This window comes from Microbulbifer maximicatervae (SeqCode), from assembly GCF_052467305.1.
Map to the genome: position 1 here is coordinate 749,209 of NZ_CP174306.1, position 18,050 is coordinate 767,258.

Genomic DNA, 18,050 nt, shown 5'->3' on the forward strand with positions numbered 1-18,050 from the left:
GGGTGGTAAGTCACAAATGGATATTGTGGCATATCGCTCAGTGTTACCGCTGAAAAACGGTATGATGAATGTTATGGAGCCCCCGCAGCGATCGGGGCAGGGCACAGATTTATGCTAGAGATTATTGAACAGAAAATCGTAGGGCAAATTGAGGACTTGGAAGCAAGGGTTCCGGCAGGACCTGACCTGCAAGGCCATGCCGCAGTACTGATTGCCCTGACAGAAGAGCCGGACCCTCAAGTAATTCTAACTAAGCGCTCTGCAAATCTCTCCACACATTCCGGTGAAGTTTCTCTCCCTGGTGGGCGCTGGGATGCCACAGACCCATCGCTTCAATTTACCGCCTTGCGTGAAGCTGAAGAAGAAGTCAGCTTACCTATGGATGACGTGCGCGTACTCGGCCCCCTTTGGCCGCGGACCACTCGCTGGCAAGTGCATGTGACCCCTTGGGTTGGGATAATTTCACCGGATATCCAATTATTCCCAAACCCAGGAGAATTGGATGCGGTATTTCGAGTCCCCCTGTCTTTCTTTCTTGCAGACCCGCGTATTCGCACTGATCGTATTATTATTGATAACCAGGAAATATATCTTCCGGCGTATATGTATGAAAACTATGAAATCTGGGGCTTTACTGCAGGGGTACTAACCGAATTTTTAGTAAAAATATTAGGGGCATCAATAGGGCGCCGCGATGATGTGCCGCTGCGTGCACTCAATTAGCTTGGCTTACTAAATAGGATTTGTTTTTATTTTTGGGGAGGCTCAGGTATCGGCTCACCTAAGTCATCCCAAGCATCGATTAATATTTTCATTATTTTTCCGGCATCGGGATCGGCGCTGAGGATTGGGAAATCAGGGGCTTCAGGAAGTTTAACTTCTTCTCCTCGTCGACATTCGATTAACCAGTTGTCATCGACCTTAACGAGTTTGTCCCGGTACTCTCCAACAGCAGAAATGCGATAGCCGGATCGTGTTGCTATGATTTCTACGGTCGTTGCTTTTCCTGAGGCGGATTGCCCATCTTCAGAAATAAAATGTAGGGGGGAGCTTGTAATATGCCGGCTTCCCAACTTGCTGTGAACCGCTGCGTAGCGCTCCAGTTTTTCTCTTCCTCGAATCATAATATTGCCGTGCTCAAATCGGCCATTGGGTGTAAATAATGAAGCCCAGCCTCGGGCATCATTACTGTCGATAGTTAATGTATAACGGGCGAGTAGATCACTAATCGCTAGTCGATCTTTTAGCTGTTGAATCTCATCCATTTCTTCACCTTGACCTTTATCGCCAGTAGCTATTGAAGAGGATAGTTTCTAGTGATGGTTTTTGGGGGGATTCACCAAGGTGTATTAATCAAAACTTGTTATCTAACCCCAAATCCTATGAATAAGTTAGAAAGAATTTTCGGAATGGGAAGGCGTTTGTGTGTAAAACGGAGCAATGTTGCTTGCCTTAAGTCTTTGTTGTTTGATGACTGCTTCACGATTTTAGCCAATGACAGGGCTTATTTTAGACGGAAGTACTGGATATAGTTTAGAGTTCTTATATTCTTAATCCCTCTTATTATAAATGCTATTGGATTACTTGAATGAGATCTCTTTCTTTTTTCTGTGTGTTTCTGGGAATCGGATTAATCCAGGCTTGTGCAATGTCTACTGTACCCCCTAAGTACCAGGGCCAATGGGCTGGAACCGAGGAGTCCTGTAATACTTCTTCAGCGGTCGACTCAATGACTCTGGCGGACAATGGCATTCAATTTAGTGAGTCTTCAGGCGAGTTAATGTCAGCTAGCCAGAGTGATGGCAATCTTCATCTGGTTTTCAATATGCAGGGTGAAGGAGAAGCTTGGAAGTCAGAGGAGGTGTACTCTCTGACATCCGGCGGAAAGGTACTGGTGCGTTATACCCAGGATTCTACGTTTAAGTATTTCCGCTGTAAGTGATTTCTGTTGAATTCACTGATAAATCATTAAAAATTACAGAAATCTCCACTATTCAAGCTCCAAAAGATACGAGGGTGCTTGAGGATGTGGAGATTGATCCTGTATTAGGGATGAGGCAAGAAATTAGGCCTTAAAAATTACCGGCTTTTGCTGCTCTAGCCACTTTGGTGTGAGATTGTTGGATAAAGCCTTGAGTTGTTTTCCTTATTAGCTCCTGTAGTAATTGAGTTTATTATAAGTTCGGCATTGCTCCCTATACGTGCTTGTTGCTTTTGTGGCTATAGGTGAATCTCTATTTGGAGATAGTGTTATAATTGAACGTGTTTGCAATAGTAGTTTGATGTTGCATATATAAATGTTTAATTGTAAGGATATAAAGATATGAATGTAATGAAGTTTGGAAAACCATTATTTTTCTTTATTTCCTTAGCTCTAATTTCTCTGGCTGCTTGCCAAGCTGAACGTAATTATAAGAAGCAAGTAAAAGTTCTCTTTATTGGTAATAGTTATACTGTCCCCCTCCCTGTAAATATTCAAGAAATTTCTAGAATGAATGGGGTGGATTTCCACTTTAAGGCTATAGCACCTGGTGGGTGGACTTTGCAAAAACATGCCAGCTCAGAAAATACCTTATCTGCTATACGTCAAAGAGATTGGGATTTCATTGTGCTCCAGGAGCAGAGTCAACTTCCATCTTTTTCTGTGCAGCAGCGCCAGAAGCAGATTGTTCCCTACGTAGAAAAGCTATGTGATGAAATTTATGAGGCAGGGGCCAAACCAGTTCTGTACCTAACCTGGGGACGGAAAAAAGGTGATATTAGAAACCTACCAAATGATACCAGAAGTGAAATGCAGAAGCGCCTCATAGAGGGGTATCAGGAGATGGCTGATATTTGTGAAGCAACAATAGTGCCTGTCGGCACAATATGGGAGCAGATAAGCTCATCAACGGGCGCTATTAACTTGTATGCAAGTGATGGCAGCCATCCAAATACTGCGGGAATTTTGCTAGCGTCCCTTCTATTTACTCGTTATTTTAGTGGAGATTCCCTGAAGGTTGAGGGTGACTTTGAAAACCTCTCTATAGAAGAGGTTTCTAGGTTTGTTGAAATTGTCAATAATACAAACCTGGGTGTTAAACAAAGATAATAGGGAAAACCTTGTCCTATAAGAGAATATAGACTTCTATAATCGCTTTTAAGCTAAGAGCTTCAGTTGATCTTTAATGGCTTTGACAAATGTTTGTACTTTTGTTGGCGGCCTTTTGGAAAATAGATGCATATAATGGATGGGCGCAGCGGCAACAGATGTTATTGGACAAAGTGTGCCGGTATCCACTTTTTTTCGAGCGATAATATCGGGCAACCTGGCAATCCCAATTCCGGCTTCGGTTAACTGTACTATATCGTGTAGGGAGTTACAGCGAATCTTAGGCGTGGCTTTTACCTGAATCCCACTTTTCAATTCATACTTTAATGGCATGCCCTGCCAATCATTAGCGATATGCGGCCAATTTTGTAGTTCAGTAAGGTCTGAGGGAATGCCACATAGCTTTTCAATAAGCTGCGGGCTGGCGTAGAGACTTTCTCCTAACAATCCCAACTTTGAAACTTTTGCCGATTGAAGTGCAAGACTGCCCACGCGAATGGCCAGGTCTACCTGCGATTCAATCAAATCCATGGGGGAGTCATTGGCTAACAGCCTGATTCTCAGTTGCGGGTGCTGCTCGGCCAGCTTAATGATTGCAGGAATAATTACTGGTTCGCACAGTGCGTGAGGTGCTGTTACAGATAGGGAACCCGCCAATTTGTCACCGCTATTCCTAAGACCCGCTATTGCTGAGTTATAAATATCTTTGATCTCCCGGCAATGGGCGTAAAACTCTGAGCCGGCCTCGGTGAGAGATAGGGAGCGGGTACTGCGGTAAAGCAAGCGGGTGCCGATATCAGACTCCAGTCGGGTAACTGCTTGGCTTACTGCCGATTTGGTGCGCTCCAGGCGGTCGGCTGCCAGTGTGAAGCTGCGCGCCTCTACAACGGCTAGGAATACCTGCATATCCTCCAGGCTTGGCTTCATTGTTTAATTTCCCTAAACACTAATATCAATTAATGGATGTTTATCACAACCATGGCCATGGGGCAATCTATAGGCACAAGGTCGTTACCTATTACAGAAGAGGATTTTGATATGAGCGACATTCTGATTGAGAAAACAAAAGCTGCCAGTGAACAGTGGAAGTCTTACTTCAATAGTGGCAATGCAGCTGGGTGTGCATCCATGTATGAAGAGCTGGCTCAGATGACTGCCAAACCCTTTGGCCTGTTCGAAGGTCGAAAGAATATACAAGCTTTCTGGCAAAATCTGGTAGATCAAGGTTTTGCAGATGTGACCTATATTGGCGCAAAAATTGAAGTAGTGGATGAAGTCTCAACCGTACTCTCAAGTAATTGGAAAATGAACAACGCAGAAGGTGTCATCACTCGTGAGCTCTGGGTCCTACAGGAGGACGGTACTATGCTACTGCGTGATGACCAGTTCGAAGCTATAAATCCTAGCGAAAAGTAAGGGTGCTAGCCGTGAGTGAATTTTGGAATAGCTTTACCCGTGAGAAAACTGACGAGCAATATAACCCTACGTTGTGGACCCGCCGCCTTCCAACCGATCTGCTGCTGCCTTCTCATGCAGAGTTTACTGGCAGTCGTAGCTCGGCATATCGCAACGCGATTAAGAGCGGTTTGCAAACTGTCAATTTTGGGGAAGGTGATTTAGCTGGCTCGATGGATGTTTTCAGGTCAGACGAAGTTGCTGAGGATGCACCGGTCGTAATTTATATTCACGGTGGCTGGTGGCAGTGGTTTTCAAAAGAGCAGTTTTCTTTTCTGGCCGAGCCTTTTAATAAAGAGGGATTTGCGGTCTATATGCCGGGTTACCGTATGGCCCCGGATTGGGAAAATGATACTCCAATGGAGTCTATTGTCTTACAGTTGCAGTGGGCAATGGCTACCATACTGAAAGAGGCTGAAGAAAGAGGGGCTCCATCTGTGTATCTTGTGGGGCATTCGGCAGGTGGCCAACTGGTAGCACTGCTGCATCAAACGGATTGGAGTCAATTTGGTGTACCGGCATCTGCTCAAAGTAAGTCTAAAGGTGCATTTTCCCTGGCAGGACTATTTGACATTCGGCCACTGGTCAATAGTTTTGTCAATGACGCCATTAATATGTCGATGGAATCTGCCGAAAAGGTAAGCCCCCAGCTGCTAGAGCCTGGTATTGACACAACCGAATGCCCGCTACATTTAATTGTGCCTGAATTTGATACGCCAGAGTTTTTTCGGCAGACCAAAGAGTATCAGGAGAAAATGCTAAAAATGGATAATCCCTGTTATTTCAAGTTAGCGAATAATCGGGATCATCTTGACCTGATTGAAAAGTTGGTAGATGACCAAGACGAAGTTTTAACTTATGTGCTGAAGCATATGAAAGACTAACAACGATTTCTTGCTTTGTGTCTTAGGCAGGTCTGCAATGATGTTTTGTGATTTGGTGGCTTAAGCTGTAGCCTTGACGAAATCATCAGTGTCACGGCCTGCCAGAGGGGTGTGAGGATAGGTGCTTCAAGGTATTACTTTGGGGCGGCGCTTTAGAGACAAGGTCTATATAAGTTCTATTGACGAATTATAATGGGCGCTTGTTTCCTCCTCCTGGATAGATTATGCCGAGACCCAAATCCACTGTCTCTTTGGATGAGGTGCACTGGGGTGCACTCAAAACCCTCTTCCCCTACTTATTGGAGTTTCGCCGCGCCGTAGTCTTGGCGATCCTCTGCCTGATTGGCGCCAAGGTTGCGGGTGTTACCCTGCCATTTTTGCTCAAACATATTGTCGATGACCTGGATAGTGCTGGGGGCATGGCCCAGGCAGTGGCATTACCTTTGGGGCTGCTGTTGGCCTATGGGGCTGTGCGTCTTTCCAGCACTCTGTTTGGCGAACTGCGAGACACGATTTTTGGCCGTGTCACTGAGCGGGCCCAGCGGCGGATCGGGCTTGAAGTGTTCCAGCATTTGCACAAGCTGGACCTGGATTTTCACCTGAACCGCCGTACCGGTGGGCTCTCTCGGGATATTGAGCGGGGCAATAGCGGCATCGGGTTCCTGATGCGGTTTATGGTCTTCAATATCGTACCCACGCTGGTAGAGATAGCTATGGTGGCGGGATTGCTCTGGTGGAATTACAGCGGATTATTTGCGCTATTAGTGCTGGCGGCAGTGATTATTTATATCGGCTTTTCTGTGGTAGCCACTGAATGGCGTACGCGCTTTGTCAGGGAGTTGAATGAGGCGGAGTCACAGGCCAGCAGCCGTGCAGTTGATAGTCTGCTCAACTATGAGACCGTTAAGTACTTTGCCAATGAGCGACATGAATCCGGTCACTATGACCGGGAGCTGGCCAGTTGGGAGAAGGCCCGGCGTAAGAACAGGCTATCCCTGTTTGGCCTAAATAGTGGCCAGGCGCTGATTATTGCCAGCGCAATGTGTGCAGCAATGGTTCTTGCCGCGGTAGGAGTCACCAAAGGCACTATGACCATCGGTGACTTCGTATTGGTGAATGCCTTTATGATGCAGATCTTTATACCGCTAAATTTCCTCGGCTTTGTGTACCGGGAGATGAAAGGGGCACTGGCAAATATTGAGAAGATGTTCTCTTTACTGGCGGTAAAACCTGCTGTGGAAGATCTTCCCCAGGCGGCTCCCCTCACTGTGATGAAGGGCCGAATTGAGTTTGATAACGTCCAATTTGGCTACAAAGATAATCGCCAGATCCTCAAAGGTATCAGCTTTGCTGTGGAACCACGGCAAAAAGTGGCAATTGTTGGCGCTAGCGGTGCAGGTAAGTCCACCCTCTTTAAGCTCCTGTTTCGTTTTTATGACGCTAACAGCGGTTCAATCTCCATTGATGGCCAGGATATTCGCAGTGTTTCCCAGGAGTCGCTGCGCAGGGCTATTGGTGTTGTGCCTCAGGATGCAGTGTTGTTCAACCAGTCGATCCGGGAGAACGTGCGTTACGGACGTGTAGATGCCTCAGATACTGAGGTGGATGAGGCGATCCGTCACGCTCAGCTGGAAGGCTTTGTTCAGCAGCTGCCAGAGGGAGCCGATACCCTGGTGGGGGAGCGGGGGCTCAAATTGTCCGGAGGGGAAAAGCAGCGGGTTGCTATCGCTCGGGCCCTGTTGAAAAAGCCTCCGATTATGATCTTTGACGAAGCGACCTCATCTCTCGACAGCCACTCTGAGCAGGGCATAGTGGCATCCCTGCAGGATATTGCCCGCGAGCAGACATCGTTAGTGATCGCTCACCGCCTCTCCACAATTGTGGATGCAGACTGCATTCTGGTAATGGATCAGGGCGGAATAGTCGAGCAGGGAGCCCACCGGGAATTGATGCAGGCTGACGGACACTACGCGGCCCTCTGGCGTATGCAGCAACAGGAGCGTGGAACTGAGACCCAGGCGGCCGAGGTGCCTACGCCATGACGGTTGATAAATCCCTACAGCCAGACTAATGTGGCGCCGATACAAAAAAATGATAGGCAGAGCGATATGACCATTCCTTTTCAGGCTACCAAGATAGCGGCAGCAGTGTTGGCACTGGCCCTTGTTGGCGCTTGTTCCAAAAAAGAGCAGCAGCCCGAAGAAGTTGCCAAAGCGGAAGCTGAGGCTCAGATTGTAGAGTCCAAGACTGTACCTGTGCCCTCAGGCCAAAAGGTAGAAGATGCGGATAAGCGTTTTGATATCTATGTACCGGTTGAGCTCACTGCAAATCTAAGCGGTCTCTCCGACAACCAGCGCAAAATGATTGGCCTGCTGATTGATGCCAGCCAGATTATGGATCGCCTGTTCTGGTTGCAATCCTACGGCCCGGCGGAGGAATTGCTGCCGGATATTGAAGACAACCGCGCTCGTAAGTTTGCCGATATCAACTATGGCCCCTGGGACCGCCTTAACGACAATAAGCCGTTTATTGTTGGTTATGGAGATAAGTCCCTGGGTGCTAACTTCTACCCAGCGGATATGACCCGCGAAGAGTTCGAGAAATGGGACCAGGCAGGAAAAGACGGCTTGTACTCCCTGGTACGCCGCAATGAGTCTGGCAGTCTCGAACTGGTGCCTTACAACGAAGCCTACAATGCGGACCTGAATAAGGCAGCCAGCATTCTGCGCCAGGCAGCTGAACTGGCTGAGAGCAAGGAATTTGCTAACTACCTCACCATGCGTGCCGACGCACTTCTCTCCGATAATTTCCGACCCAGTGATATGGCCTGGATGGATATGAAGGAGAATGATATCGATGTGGTTATTGGTCCTATTGAAAACTATGAAGACCAGTTGTTTGCCTATCGTACCGCTTATGAGTCCTACGTCCTGCTGAAAGACAAAGAGTGGAGTAAAAAACTGGCCAAGTTTGCCGCTCTGCTGCCCGAGCTGCAGAAGGGTTTGCCGGTTGAGGAAAAATACAAATCTGAAGAGCCCGGTACTGATTCAGACTTGAATGCCTACGATGTACTCTTCTACGCTGGCCACAGTAACGCGGGCTCCAAGACTATTGCCATTAACCTTCCCAATGATGAGGAAGTACAGCTGGCCAAAGGCACTCGACGTTTGCAGCTGAAGAATGCAATGCAGGCCAAGTTTGACAAGATCCTGGTGCCGATCAGCGATGTATTGATCGCAGAAGATCAGCGCAAGAATATTACCTTCCCGGCTTTCTTTGCCAACACCATGTTCCACGAAGTGGCCCACGGTTTGGGAATTAAAAAGACCGTAGAAGGCGGCAATAATGTTCGCCAGGCTTTGAAGGAAACCTCCTCCGCCCTGGAAGAAGGTAAGGCTGATATCCTCGGTCTGTACATGGTTACCCGCTTGCATGAAAAAGGTGAGTTGGAAGAGGGCCAGTTGATGGATAACTATGTCACCTTCTTGGCGGGTATCTTCCGCAGCGTACGTTTTGGTGCGGCCAGTGCCCACGGTAAAGCCAACATGATGCGCTTTAACTACTTTAAGGAGCAGGGTGCCTTCACTCGCGATCCCAAGACTGGTCAATACAGTGTTGATTTTGAAAAGATGCAACAGGCGATGACCAACTTGTCTCGTTTAATCATTACTATTCAGGGTGATGGCGATTACGAGAAAGCCAAATCATTGCTGGAGACCAAAGGCGTAATTGGCCCTGAACTGCAGGCTGATTTGGATCGCCTGGCCGAGGCCAATATTCCGGTTGACGTTACCTTTATTCAGGGTAAAGAAGTACTCGGTTTGAAGTAATTTTCTTACCTTTTGTTTAAAAAACCCGGCACCCGCCGGGTTTTTTTGTGCCCCTAAACTTTATCCCCGCACGATTTGTAATTTTCCCCGCTGATTGCAGCTTAGTACTTTAAGTACTTTTTCTTATGGCGGAATTAATAGTCACGTCCAAACTAAGGAGGCGGTCTGTATCCCGGGCAAGGAAATCCAACTCTTATACACAATTGATAGAGGTTTTACATGGATATTAAACAGTCAGTTATTAAGTCATTAATATTAGGCGTAATGGGGCTATTTACAGCGTCATACTCTTTTGTAGCTTCAGCTCAGGTATCCTGTGGTGATGTTATTACAACCGCCGAAGTGCTTACACAGGATTTATCCTGTGACCTTACTGCTGCTGAGCCAGATGCCCTTACGATAGTTGGTCCTGAAGGTAGTTTGAGTATGGGAGATTTTTCTGTGACCTGTGATACAGGTGCGGGATTTGGCGGTGCTGGAATACGTATCCTGGGTCAAGGTGCGGTGTTGACTGGCGGCACCATTAATGAATGTTTTGACAATATTTTTATAGGCGGTGTGGGTTATCACACGGTGGTCGGAACTGAGCTAGTTGGTAGTGTTGACGATGGTATTGATATTGACAGTATCTTTAACAATATTAGTGGATGCATAATCACTGATAGTGGTCGAGTAGGTGTTGATATGGATGATGATTTTAATACTCTCTCTTCTTGTGTTGTATCGCTCAGTGTCTCTGATGGAATTCAGGTAGATGATAGCTTTTCAAATGTGTTCAATAATATATCTACATCCAATGGTGGAGCAGGAATTCTAATCGAAGGCTCATCCAGTAATATAATCTCCCAAAATTTAATAGCAAGTAATGATGGTGGAGGTATCGTTTTGGAATTCACGAGTTCGACTAATAATGTCATAACTGGAAATTTCTCTGAACTTAATCTTTCCTTTGATTTATATGATACGGTTGACCCCGATTGTAGTGGCACCAACACTTGGTACGCTAATGTTGCCATTACTAAAAGTCCAAGCTGCCTGGATTGAATTTTTTGGCGATTTTCGAAACTTACTAAAAAGGGAGAAGGAAAGAATACACTGCGCTCGGGACCCTATGAGGCATGGATGCCGATTAGGAGCTTACAGGGATGTATTCACTGCGTGTCTCGAGTGCGGTGTAGTCTTTCCTTCCACCCCAGTAGTAAGTTGTGTCTCTTAGGCGATTCAATTGAATAGTGAGAGCTAACCTAAACTTGAGCCGCCTTTTGGTTTCTTTAAGTTTGTGAGGCGATTCAAAAAAAATAGCTGTTTGTGATGAGGCATTGATGGCTATGAACCGTAGTGTTGTTAATGCACAATAAATTTGATGCTATATTCTAATTGTTTGGCGGTTAAGCGGTATAATTGAAGCTCCCAATTGATCAATATAATTCAACTATAACAATGGATTAATTATGTCTCGTGTTCTGTACTCGGGTACTAAAAATGCATCCACTTGGGCCTTTAGGGCTTGGTTGGCATTGCGTGAACAGGAAGTTCAATTTGAGGAAGTGGTTGTAGATATTCGCCGGCCACAGCGATTCCAGAATTTACAGCGTATAGGAGAGCTATCCCCTGCGAGATCAGTACCCGTACTGGAAGAGGGGGAGATGATTATTTTTGATTCCTTGGCCATTATGGAATATGCCAATGATATTGGTTCTGGTGAACTGTTACCTCAAGATCCATTGATGCGGGCCCGAGCCCGGGCCATGCTTAGCTGGCAACATTCTGGGTTGTCCGGGTTGTGTCCACGTCTTTCCTTTGAAAGTGCATTTTATCCCGACAAACGTCTAATGACCCCTGAAGAAGAGATGGATGCGGAGCGCTTATTTGCCGCTTGGGAAGGAGAGCTTGAGCAAAATGGTGGCCCTTACTTGATGGGTGCTTTGTCCCTGGCAGATTTAGCCTTTGTGCCAACAGTGATAAGAATTTTCTCCCACGCCCCAAATTTGCAGCCCTGGCCGCTTACTAAACAGTGGATAGACCGGTTGCTGGGGCGTGACAGCGTAAAAGAGTGGATGTCAGAGGCCACTGAACTGCCGCCGGTAGTACTGTCGGATTATCGGTAGGGACTAACTTCCGCAGAGATCAGGATTTTTTTAGTGACTAAACCCGTTAGGTGAAGCTGTACCAGCTTCACCTTTTTTACTATTAGTGGCGTAAATTAATCGGAAAAAGAAGCAGGGTACGTATTTTTTATCGTGAGAAAGTTTCAAGCGCAATCACTGGCTAATAGTGATGCCAATGAGGTCTAAACTGTGCTGGGTTAACCAGTGCGCCAGTTGATGTTTGAGGCGATCAATTTATCAAATATTAAGGATAATATTTAGATCAATGAAAAGATTAGCCTTTAGTCTATGTTTCTTGTTGAGTAGTGGGGTACAGGCATCGTGCCACTTAGAAGAATATGAACGCTTTATCAATACTCAAAGCTTGGTAATGCTTGAAGCATCCGTGAAACTATTTGAGGAGGATAAGGAGAAGTTTAAAATAATTAAACCATTTGTAAAATTGGAAGTGCGCAATAACAAGCTTAAGGTTTATGTGGCGAAGAAATTGAGTGAGAAGGAATCCACCGTTCTTAACTTTGAAGGCCCTATTGCGAATTACGTTCCCAGCGTATCGGTGCAAATTATGCCGGATGGCTCCATACGGGATAAGGTTGATTTGGCGATGTCTGATGATGTTTTTTATCGCACAGAGAAAACTGCCATGGCGCCACTGCAAAGTTTATATATGTTTAACGAGGGAATGAATGCGGCGGAAAAGAGAAAATTCACACGTGCAAGAAACTCCCTGAGTAAGCATATGGAGACCATCGAACAATTTTCATATATGAAAAGAGCCTTCACAATGCGTCTTGAAAATGTTTGTCCGGTAAATAGCTAAATATTTAGACGTTCATGCTGCTGTTTGAAATAAAAACTATAGCTTTGTTCCTGGCTACGGCGCTTGCAGAGATAATAGGCTGCTACACGGCTTACTTGTGGTTAAAGCAGGGTGAAAGTATTTGGTTGCTAGTGCCAGGTGGTATTAGTTTGGCAATATTTGCTTGGCTTTTGACATTACATCCGGCCCCTGCGGGTCGGGTGTATGCGGCGTATGGGGGAATTTATATTTTTACTTCAATAATGTGGTTGTGGCTGGTTAATGGCGTTAAGCCCACCATTTGGGATGTGAGCGGTGCCGCTGTAGCAATGCTGGGTATGGCTATTATTATGTTTTCACCGAGGCAGATGATCAATTAGATTTGATAAATCTACGCCCTTATTTAAGGGTGACTTTGTGATTAATCCTTAAGGCTAATAAATTCTTGGATCGCGTAAATATCTTACAGTTTATTAAGCCAGCTGATAATTGCTTCGTGTTCAATATTTCCAATGGTCGATATGCTTGGGTGGCTTCTATTGGGAATTTTCACCAAATTAATATTTGATTGATCTAAAGCTATATAATTACCATAGGGTGCAATTAGATCCGAGGGGGAGGATATTAGCAGTATGGGGAGCTTGGAGGAATAGAGAAGGGGAAGTATATTGGTATCACTCGGTTCAATACCAGACTGCTCCAGAGCCAGATTTGCTCCTTTTCGAATTTTATTTTCGGGTATAACCCGGCTAAGTATGGGATGATTGAGCCTACCGTAGTTATACACGGCTTGATCAAAAGGGACCATTGGGGCAAGTAAAATAATTCCATTTAAGTCAGATCTCATGGCTGAGATATAGAGAGCCGTTAAGGCTCCCATAGAGTTTCCTACGATATATAAGGGCTTGTCCTTGATGTCCCCTTTACTGATTAGTGCATCAATAAGTTTATTGATGATTTCACTATCTCCTACACCATATTTTTTGGTGCTATTCGATTCCCCGTGACCAAGGAGGTCCGGAGCTACAACTTGAAATCCAAGAAAGCGAAAGTATTGAGCAGAAAATAACATGAACTCTTTTGATGATCGGAACCCATGTAATAAAATCACTGTTCCAGAATATTTTTCTTTCAGTGCATCTTTTGGTAAATCAAGTTTAACGGTGCTTTCTTTGCCGTCGGTGTCATATTTGACTGAGTAATGAATGCCGTCTTTAGATGAAGCAGGAGCGTGATAATACCTGATGTATTCTTTGCTTTTTTCTATATCATAGCTGCCTTTTTTAAACCCTAAGTCTTTAATTTGTTCTTGGGTTATTGTCTCATTGAAAGGAAAGCTTTCAGATTTTTCAATAAGTTTGGCAATTCTCTGAGAGAAGCTGGATACGCTAAAGCATGTGCTAATGACAGCAAATATCGTATTTAGTTTAATTGCATTTTTCACTGGCCGTTGATATCCAATGGACCTAATCGTATAGAGAAGGATATCTTGTTGCGATTAGGTTTGGCTGGAATTGGTGCCAATATAGCCAGTTCCTGAAAATGGTAACTTATTTAGAGAGGCTAGGCGAAATCCCTCTAATGCTGGCAGGAGAGAACACCTTGTTTCTTTAGAGCTTGTTCGATCGTGCCAAATAAATGCTCGCCGAGTGTACTTTTTGTCTTAAATCAACAAGAGTGACGGCAAAATCAAAATTTGAGAAATTAGATTTTAATCTCTGTGGGCTGCGTGATACTTTATGCGCCACTATAGCTACATAGATACGATTGCTGTATTTATGTACAGTATTGAGCTGTATAAGGCAAGAGATGAATATTTCCCTAGAGGTTGTGCAAGAACTGGCCCCAGACCAGGCTTCTTTAAACGCAGCCAAAAAACTGTTGAAGCCGGCTAAATGGCCTTTGCGCGGTAAAGCGGCTTCTGTAAATTGTATATGGGGGCAATGCCAAGGGTCGGGGGCCAATCCCTATTACACCATGGCAGATACAGTAGATCACGGTTACAAGTGTACCTGCCCCTCACGTAAGTTTCCCTGCAAGCATGTTCTAGCCCTTTTGTGGCAATTCGCCGATGGGCCGGATGACTTTATTGAGGCTGAAACACCGGAGTGGGTAGTAGAGTGGTTGGGGCGGCGGCGTAAGAGTAAGCCTGAAGCCCAAGCTGAGACACAAGCTTCTACCAATAAAAACATTCACGGTATTTCTGAGGAAACCTCGGAAAGTAAAGAGGCGCAAGAAAAAAAGGAAGCGGCCAGGGCTAAGCGGGCAGCGCAGACACGCGCTAAAACCAACAAGAGTATCGCCACCGGGCTAGGTGAATTCCAGCAGTGGGTTGAGGATCAATTGCGTACTGGCATGGTGGGATTTCTCAAGGAACTTCGCCAGCGCTGCCGCTATATCTCTGCGCGCTTGGTAGACGCCAAAGCTGCCGGCCTGGCATCCAGGGTTGATGAGCTTCCAGCCAAGGCTCTGGGGCTTGCACCACAGAAACAGGCGGAAGTGGTATTCAAGGAGCTGGGGCAATTAATGTTACTCAGCAGTGCTTGGCTCACCGATGAGGAAGATGTGGATGCTCGCAGAGCTATTGCCGTTGCCGAGAACCGTGACCAGGTCTTGGAAAACCCAGCCAGCCCCCGACAAAGGGGTATTTGGCAGAATGTAGGAGAAAAAGTGAGCACCCGCCGCGATGGTTTGGTGAGCCACGCTTCCTGGTTGCTCAAGCTTGATAGTAATACCCCAGTATTTGCCCTGCTGTTGGATCACTATCCGGCTTCTGCGGGGCGCCGGGAGGTGGGCATTGGTATCGGCGCCAGTGTAGAAGGGGAGTTGGTTTTTTATCCCGGTCGCATGCCACTGAGAGCTTTCCCTGTGGAGTTTAAAGTGGTGCAGGATGGTGTGAATCAGAGGTGGCCAACCCAGCAAGAGAGTGTGTTCTCCCACTACCAAAAGCAGTTGTCTCAGCAACCCTGGATAGAGCAGGTACCGCACCTTCTTGAAGGGGGGCGTCTACTGCGCTGTGCCAACGGCAATTACTGGTGGCGCTGCTCGACTGGGCAGCAAACGCTACCGCTCAACAATGAACAGATTCCCTCTCTATTACTGGGTTCAAAATTACAGGCGGCGTTTATTTTGTGGGATGGAAGCAGTGCTGAACTGCACAGCGCGCGGACAGATGAGTGGGGGACAATCGCATGCTAACGCCTGAGAAAATCCAGGAAGAGCAGTTGTTGGTAGAGCGCCTACAACAGCGTTGGATGGTGGGTAGTGATTTGCCCTTAGAGCTCGACGCCCTACCTGAGTCCTGGCGTCCATTGTTTGAAGGCCTGGAAGAGGAGCGCTTGGCATCAGCGGCGGTAGCGCTTCTCAGCCAGCATCAAAGCGCACTCTATCAGCCCCAGGCTCCGGGGGAGTTACGCGAATTTCCCTTGTTGCCCGAGTTGAATAAGCCCGTGCTCCCCTACCCAATGCGGGCCCATTTTCGACGGGTGACTGAAAGTGTTCAGTCCCGCTCTATGGAGCAAACCGGATTGCTCCTGAAGTTGCTGTTACAGCGGGGATTTATTGCCCATCCTGCGGACTGGCTTCCCTCAAGTAATGATGAAGGCTTGCCGGAAGTCTATTTACCCTGGTCACAATGGGCCGCGAATGAGCGGGGTAGTATTGATAATACTGAAGCGTTAACTGAGGAAAACTGGGATGATTGGTATCCCGCCAGTCGCCTGGCAAAGCTCAGGGAGTTGCGCTTCAGTAACCCCGCCGCCGCTTTAAATTTGATCCAGACCTGCGCCGGGCGCGAATCCGCTGATAAGCGTTTAAGGATCGTACGAGTTCTTGCTATCCGGCTGAGTGAGTCCGATGGGGAATATTTACAGTCCCTGCTTAAAGATCGTTCACAAAAGGTGGCGCGTCTTGCCAGCCAATTTTTATCCCGATTGGGATTGTCATCGGAACTTGAATCTAATACTCAGGAAGAGTCTTCTGCGCAGGAATTGGCTGAGTTTTACGAGTTAAAAAAAGTGGGCTTGGTAAAGAAGCAGTTGCAACTATTGCCCCGTAAGCTCAAGAGCAAAAAACAGCAAGCCATTCGCTCGGAATTTTTGCAGAAGGTATCTCTGCAAAGCCTTGCGGAAGCACTGGATATCAGCGTGACTGACTTAGCTGGGGCTTGGCAGCTCGATAAAAATCGCGATTATGACAACCACAGTTTTGTTACCAATGCGGTAAATACTTTGCCAGATAAGGCTATTGCCCTGCTGGTTACCAATATTGAGAGCTACCTGGATACCGGTGAGGCCGGTATGTCTCTCCTGCACAGTTTATTGCCACGCCTGGAACAGTCCCGCCGTGCCGAATTGATGTTTGGACTTTTGCGCAATAAAAAGGCCAAAGTGGATTTTCAGGATTTACTCAAGTTTTTGCCCGAACCGTTAACGGAGCTTTCCTGGGATGATTTGAAAAAAACGTCGCCTTGGAAGGCGCTGTTAAAACTCGTTGTCGAGGAGTTAAGTGAGAGTGGTTATTTGCAGTCTATTTATCTCCAACGGGAGTTGACTGCACTGGGCTTGATGTTACCCAGAGAGACCGCTCGGCAGTTACTGGAAGCGCTTTTTGAGCAGGGTGTGCTACGGGCAGACCCCGCAACTGACTGTCTTCGCTTTAATAGCGAGCTTGCCGGCGTGGGTGGGCTTTAGTCCATACACCCAACACAGATTTAATTTTAAGACCAATCGTTGCCCGGCAAAATTCATAAAATAAGCAGTGAATTTCCGGGCAGGTAAAATAAAAGGATTCCCCATGAGTGACGTACTTCGTCAACCCGCTGAAATTACCTACCAATCAGAACTGGATGCCTTAAAAGCAGAAGACACCGGCAAAAAACCAGAGAATTGGAGTCTGTCTCCGCAGGCAGTCGTGAAATACTTGATGGGCGGCACAACGGCTGAAGGTGCTGAGATCAGTGCAAAATATATCGGCAATCGGCGCTTGATTGAAACTGCCGTTGCCACCCTCGCCACCGATCGTGCACTGCTGTTACTCGGTGTGCCGGGTACGGCAAAGTCCTGGGTGTCTGAACACCTGTCTGCGGCGATCTGTGGCAACAGTACCCGTGTGATCCAGTGTACGGCGGGCACTGACGAAAACCAGATTCGCTATGGCTGGAACTACGCTCAGCTACTGGCAAAGGGCCCCAGCAAAGAAGCCCTGGTGCCAACGCCTTTATATCGCGCTATGGAACAGGGTACCTTGTGTCGCTTGGAAGAGCTGACTCGTATGGGTTCTGACGTTCAGGATACATTGATTACCGTGCTGTCAGAGAAAATGCTGCCGATCCCCGAGTTGAATGATGTGGTTTATGCGCAGCGCGGTTTTAATGTAATTGCAACAGCCAATAACCGCGATAAGGGCGTTAATGAATTGTCCTCCGCATTAAAACGTCGTTTTAATGTGGTGGTGTTGCCGCTGCCCGATGATATGAATGAAGAGGTCAGTATTATTTCTCGCCGCGTGGCAGAAATGGGTGAGAGCCTGGAGTTGCCAGTACCGGCAAACGCCGGCGAAGAGATCGAGAAAATAGTGACCATTTTCCGCGAGCTGCGCGGTGGTGAAACACTGGATGGAAAAATAACCTTGAAAACACCGTCCGGTAACTTGTCTACGGCTGAGGCAATTGCGGTAATGGTGGGTGGATTGAGCCAGGCGAACTGGTTTGGCGATGGTAAATTCAGTGCAGAAGAGCTTTCCAGTAATTTGGTCGGCGCCATTGTCAAAGATCCAGTGCAGGATAAAGCTGTATTGGAAGAGTATTTGGAAACGGTCCTGAAAAAGCGCCGTGACTTTGCCGGTTATTACCACACCATGAACGAAGTACTGTAAGGGATATCC

The 18,050-nt window shown here is 46.8% G+C and carries 17 protein-coding genes; 14 read left to right on the forward strand and 3 right to left on the reverse strand.

The features are described from left to right. Positions 1-111: 111 nt before the first annotated feature. Complete coding sequence (locus tag ACJJI4_RS03325; RefSeq protein ID WP_444906063.1) at positions 112-723, forward strand: CoA pyrophosphatase; 612 nt, start codon at positions 112-114, stop codon at positions 721-723. A gap of 26 nt (positions 724-749) precedes the next feature. Here the strand turns inward: ACJJI4_RS03325 and ACJJI4_RS03330 are convergent, their stop codons facing one another. Continuing rightward, the gene (locus ACJJI4_RS03330; protein ID WP_444916403.1) at positions 750-1,265 is read right to left on the reverse strand and encodes a nuclear transport factor 2 family protein; all 516 of its coding nucleotides are present in this window, start codon (positions 1,263-1,265) and stop codon (positions 750-752) included. A 383-nt stretch (positions 1,266-1,648) separates the two neighbouring features. On the opposite strand from ACJJI4_RS03330, the gene ACJJI4_RS03335 reads away from it, so the two are divergent. Together ACJJI4_RS03335 and ACJJI4_RS03340 are read left to right on the forward strand one after the other, a co-directional pair. After that, a complete protein-coding gene (locus tag ACJJI4_RS03335) occupies positions 1,649-1,942 on the forward strand; it encodes a hypothetical protein (protein WP_444927043.1) in 294 nt (97 codons plus the stop codon). A gap of 381 nt (positions 1,943-2,323) precedes the next feature. Beyond that, entirely contained in the window at positions 2,324-3,091 is a 768-nt protein-coding gene (locus ACJJI4_RS03340; protein ID WP_444927044.1) for an SGNH/GDSL hydrolase family protein, read from the forward strand. Positions 3,092-3,139: 48 nt separating this feature from the next. On the opposite strand, the gene ACJJI4_RS03345 is transcribed toward ACJJI4_RS03340, so the two are convergent. Next, on the reverse strand, positions 3,140-4,018 hold the full coding sequence (locus tag ACJJI4_RS03345; protein WP_444927045.1) for a LysR family transcriptional regulator: 879 nt from the start codon (positions 4,016-4,018) through the stop codon (positions 3,140-3,142). Between the two features lie 111 nt (positions 4,019-4,129). Here ACJJI4_RS03345 and ACJJI4_RS03350 point away from each other — a divergent pair, with 111 nt between their 5' ends. The 8 genes from ACJJI4_RS03350 to ACJJI4_RS03385 all read left to right on the forward strand — a co-directional run bounded on the left by ACJJI4_RS03350 (position 4,130) and on the right by ACJJI4_RS03385 (position 12,547). Further along, on the forward strand, positions 4,130-4,507 hold the full coding sequence (locus ACJJI4_RS03350) for a Cif family virulence factor (protein WP_444927046.1): 378 nt from the start codon (positions 4,130-4,132) through the stop codon (positions 4,505-4,507). An 11-nt stretch (positions 4,508-4,518) separates the two neighbouring features. Further along, complete coding sequence (locus ACJJI4_RS03355; protein WP_444927047.1) at positions 4,519-5,430, forward strand: alpha/beta hydrolase; 912 nt, start codon at positions 4,519-4,521, stop codon at positions 5,428-5,430. Positions 5,431-5,654: 224 nt separating this feature from the next. Next, complete coding sequence (locus ACJJI4_RS03360) at positions 5,655-7,472, forward strand: ABCB family ABC transporter ATP-binding protein/permease (RefSeq protein ID WP_444927048.1); 1,818 nt, start codon at positions 5,655-5,657, stop codon at positions 7,470-7,472. A gap of 66 nt (positions 7,473-7,538) precedes the next feature. Next, positions 7,539-9,260 carry a DUF8614 domain-containing protein gene (locus tag ACJJI4_RS03365; RefSeq protein WP_444927049.1) on the forward strand — a complete coding sequence of 574 codons (1,722 nt, stop codon included), beginning with the start codon at positions 7,539-7,541 and terminating at the stop codon, positions 9,258-9,260. Between the two features lie 219 nt (positions 9,261-9,479). Next, positions 9,480-10,304 carry a right-handed parallel beta-helix repeat-containing protein gene (locus ACJJI4_RS03370; protein ID WP_282931727.1) on the forward strand — a complete coding sequence of 275 codons (825 nt, stop codon included), beginning with the start codon at positions 9,480-9,482 and terminating at the stop codon, positions 10,302-10,304. A 407-nt stretch (positions 10,305-10,711) separates the two neighbouring features. Further along, positions 10,712-11,368, forward strand: coding sequence for a glutathione S-transferase family protein (locus ACJJI4_RS03375; protein ID WP_413664823.1), 657 nt, complete (start codon positions 10,712-10,714; stop codon positions 11,366-11,368). Positions 11,369-11,633: 265 nt separating this feature from the next. Next, entirely contained in the window at positions 11,634-12,188 is a 555-nt protein-coding gene (locus tag ACJJI4_RS03380; RefSeq protein WP_444916413.1) for a hypothetical protein, read from the forward strand. 20 nt (positions 12,189-12,208) lie between these two features. Further along, positions 12,209-12,547 carry a YnfA family protein gene (locus tag ACJJI4_RS03385; protein WP_444919275.1) on the forward strand — a complete coding sequence of 113 codons (339 nt, stop codon included), beginning with the start codon at positions 12,209-12,211 and terminating at the stop codon, positions 12,545-12,547. An 83-nt stretch (positions 12,548-12,630) separates the two neighbouring features. Here the strand turns inward: ACJJI4_RS03385 and ACJJI4_RS03390 are convergent, their stop codons facing one another. Then, positions 12,631-13,611 (reverse strand): alpha/beta hydrolase family protein, encoded by a 981-nt coding sequence (locus ACJJI4_RS03390; RefSeq protein ID WP_413664826.1) that lies wholly within the window; start codon positions 13,609-13,611, stop codon positions 12,631-12,633. 365 nt (positions 13,612-13,976) lie between these two features. Here ACJJI4_RS03390 and ACJJI4_RS03395 point away from each other — a divergent pair, with 365 nt between their 5' ends. The 3 genes from ACJJI4_RS03395 (at position 13,977) to ACJJI4_RS03405 (ending at position 18,041) form a co-directional block, all read left to right on the forward strand. Next, on the forward strand, positions 13,977-15,365 hold the full coding sequence (locus tag ACJJI4_RS03395; RefSeq protein WP_444927050.1) for an SWIM zinc finger family protein: 1,389 nt from the start codon (positions 13,977-13,979) through the stop codon (positions 15,363-15,365). Further along, positions 15,359-16,858: a DUF5691 domain-containing protein gene (locus tag ACJJI4_RS03400; RefSeq protein WP_444927051.1), complete on the forward strand. Its 1,500-nt coding sequence runs from the start codon at positions 15,359-15,361 to the stop codon at positions 16,856-16,858. The genes ACJJI4_RS03395 and ACJJI4_RS03400 overlap by 7 nt, the downstream gene beginning before the upstream one ends. A 103-nt stretch (positions 16,859-16,961) precedes the next feature. Then, positions 16,962-18,041 carry an ATP-binding protein gene (locus ACJJI4_RS03405; protein ID WP_444927052.1) on the forward strand — a complete coding sequence of 360 codons (1,080 nt, stop codon included), beginning with the start codon at positions 16,962-16,964 and terminating at the stop codon, positions 18,039-18,041. Positions 18,042-18,050: the final 9 nt, after the last annotated feature.

Coding starts and splice junctions, on each gene's coding strand:
- ACJJI4_RS03325 (WP_444906063.1), top strand. CDS start 112: ATGCTAGAGATTATTGAACAGAAAATCGTAGGGCAAATTGAGGACTTG.
- ACJJI4_RS03330 (WP_444916403.1), bottom strand. CDS start 1,265: ATGGATGAGATTCAACAGCTAAAAGATCGACTAGCGATTAGTGATCTA.
- ACJJI4_RS03335 (WP_444927043.1), top strand. CDS start 1,649: ATGTCTACTGTACCCCCTAAGTACCAGGGCCAATGGGCTGGAACCGAG.
- ACJJI4_RS03340 (WP_444927044.1), top strand. CDS start 2,324: ATGAATGTAATGAAGTTTGGAAAACCATTATTTTTCTTTATTTCCTTA.
- ACJJI4_RS03345 (WP_444927045.1), bottom strand. CDS start 4,018: ATGAAGCCAAGCCTGGAGGATATGCAGGTATTCCTAGCCGTTGTAGAG.
- ACJJI4_RS03350 (WP_444927046.1), top strand. CDS start 4,130: ATGAGCGACATTCTGATTGAGAAAACAAAAGCTGCCAGTGAACAGTGG.
- ACJJI4_RS03360 (WP_444927048.1), top strand. CDS start 5,655: ATGCCGAGACCCAAATCCACTGTCTCTTTGGATGAGGTGCACTGGGGT.
- ACJJI4_RS03365 (WP_444927049.1), top strand. CDS start 7,539: ATGACCATTCCTTTTCAGGCTACCAAGATAGCGGCAGCAGTGTTGGCA.
- ACJJI4_RS03370 (WP_282931727.1), top strand. CDS start 9,480: ATGGATATTAAACAGTCAGTTATTAAGTCATTAATATTAGGCGTAATG.
- ACJJI4_RS03375 (WP_413664823.1), top strand. CDS start 10,712: ATGTCTCGTGTTCTGTACTCGGGTACTAAAAATGCATCCACTTGGGCC.
- ACJJI4_RS03380 (WP_444916413.1), top strand. CDS start 11,634: ATGAAAAGATTAGCCTTTAGTCTATGTTTCTTGTTGAGTAGTGGGGTA.
- ACJJI4_RS03395 (WP_444927050.1), top strand. CDS start 13,977: ATGAATATTTCCCTAGAGGTTGTGCAAGAACTGGCCCCAGACCAGGCT.
- ACJJI4_RS03400 (WP_444927051.1), top strand. CDS start 15,359: ATGCTAACGCCTGAGAAAATCCAGGAAGAGCAGTTGTTGGTAGAGCGC.
- ACJJI4_RS03405 (WP_444927052.1), top strand. CDS start 16,962: ATGAGTGACGTACTTCGTCAACCCGCTGAAATTACCTACCAATCAGAA.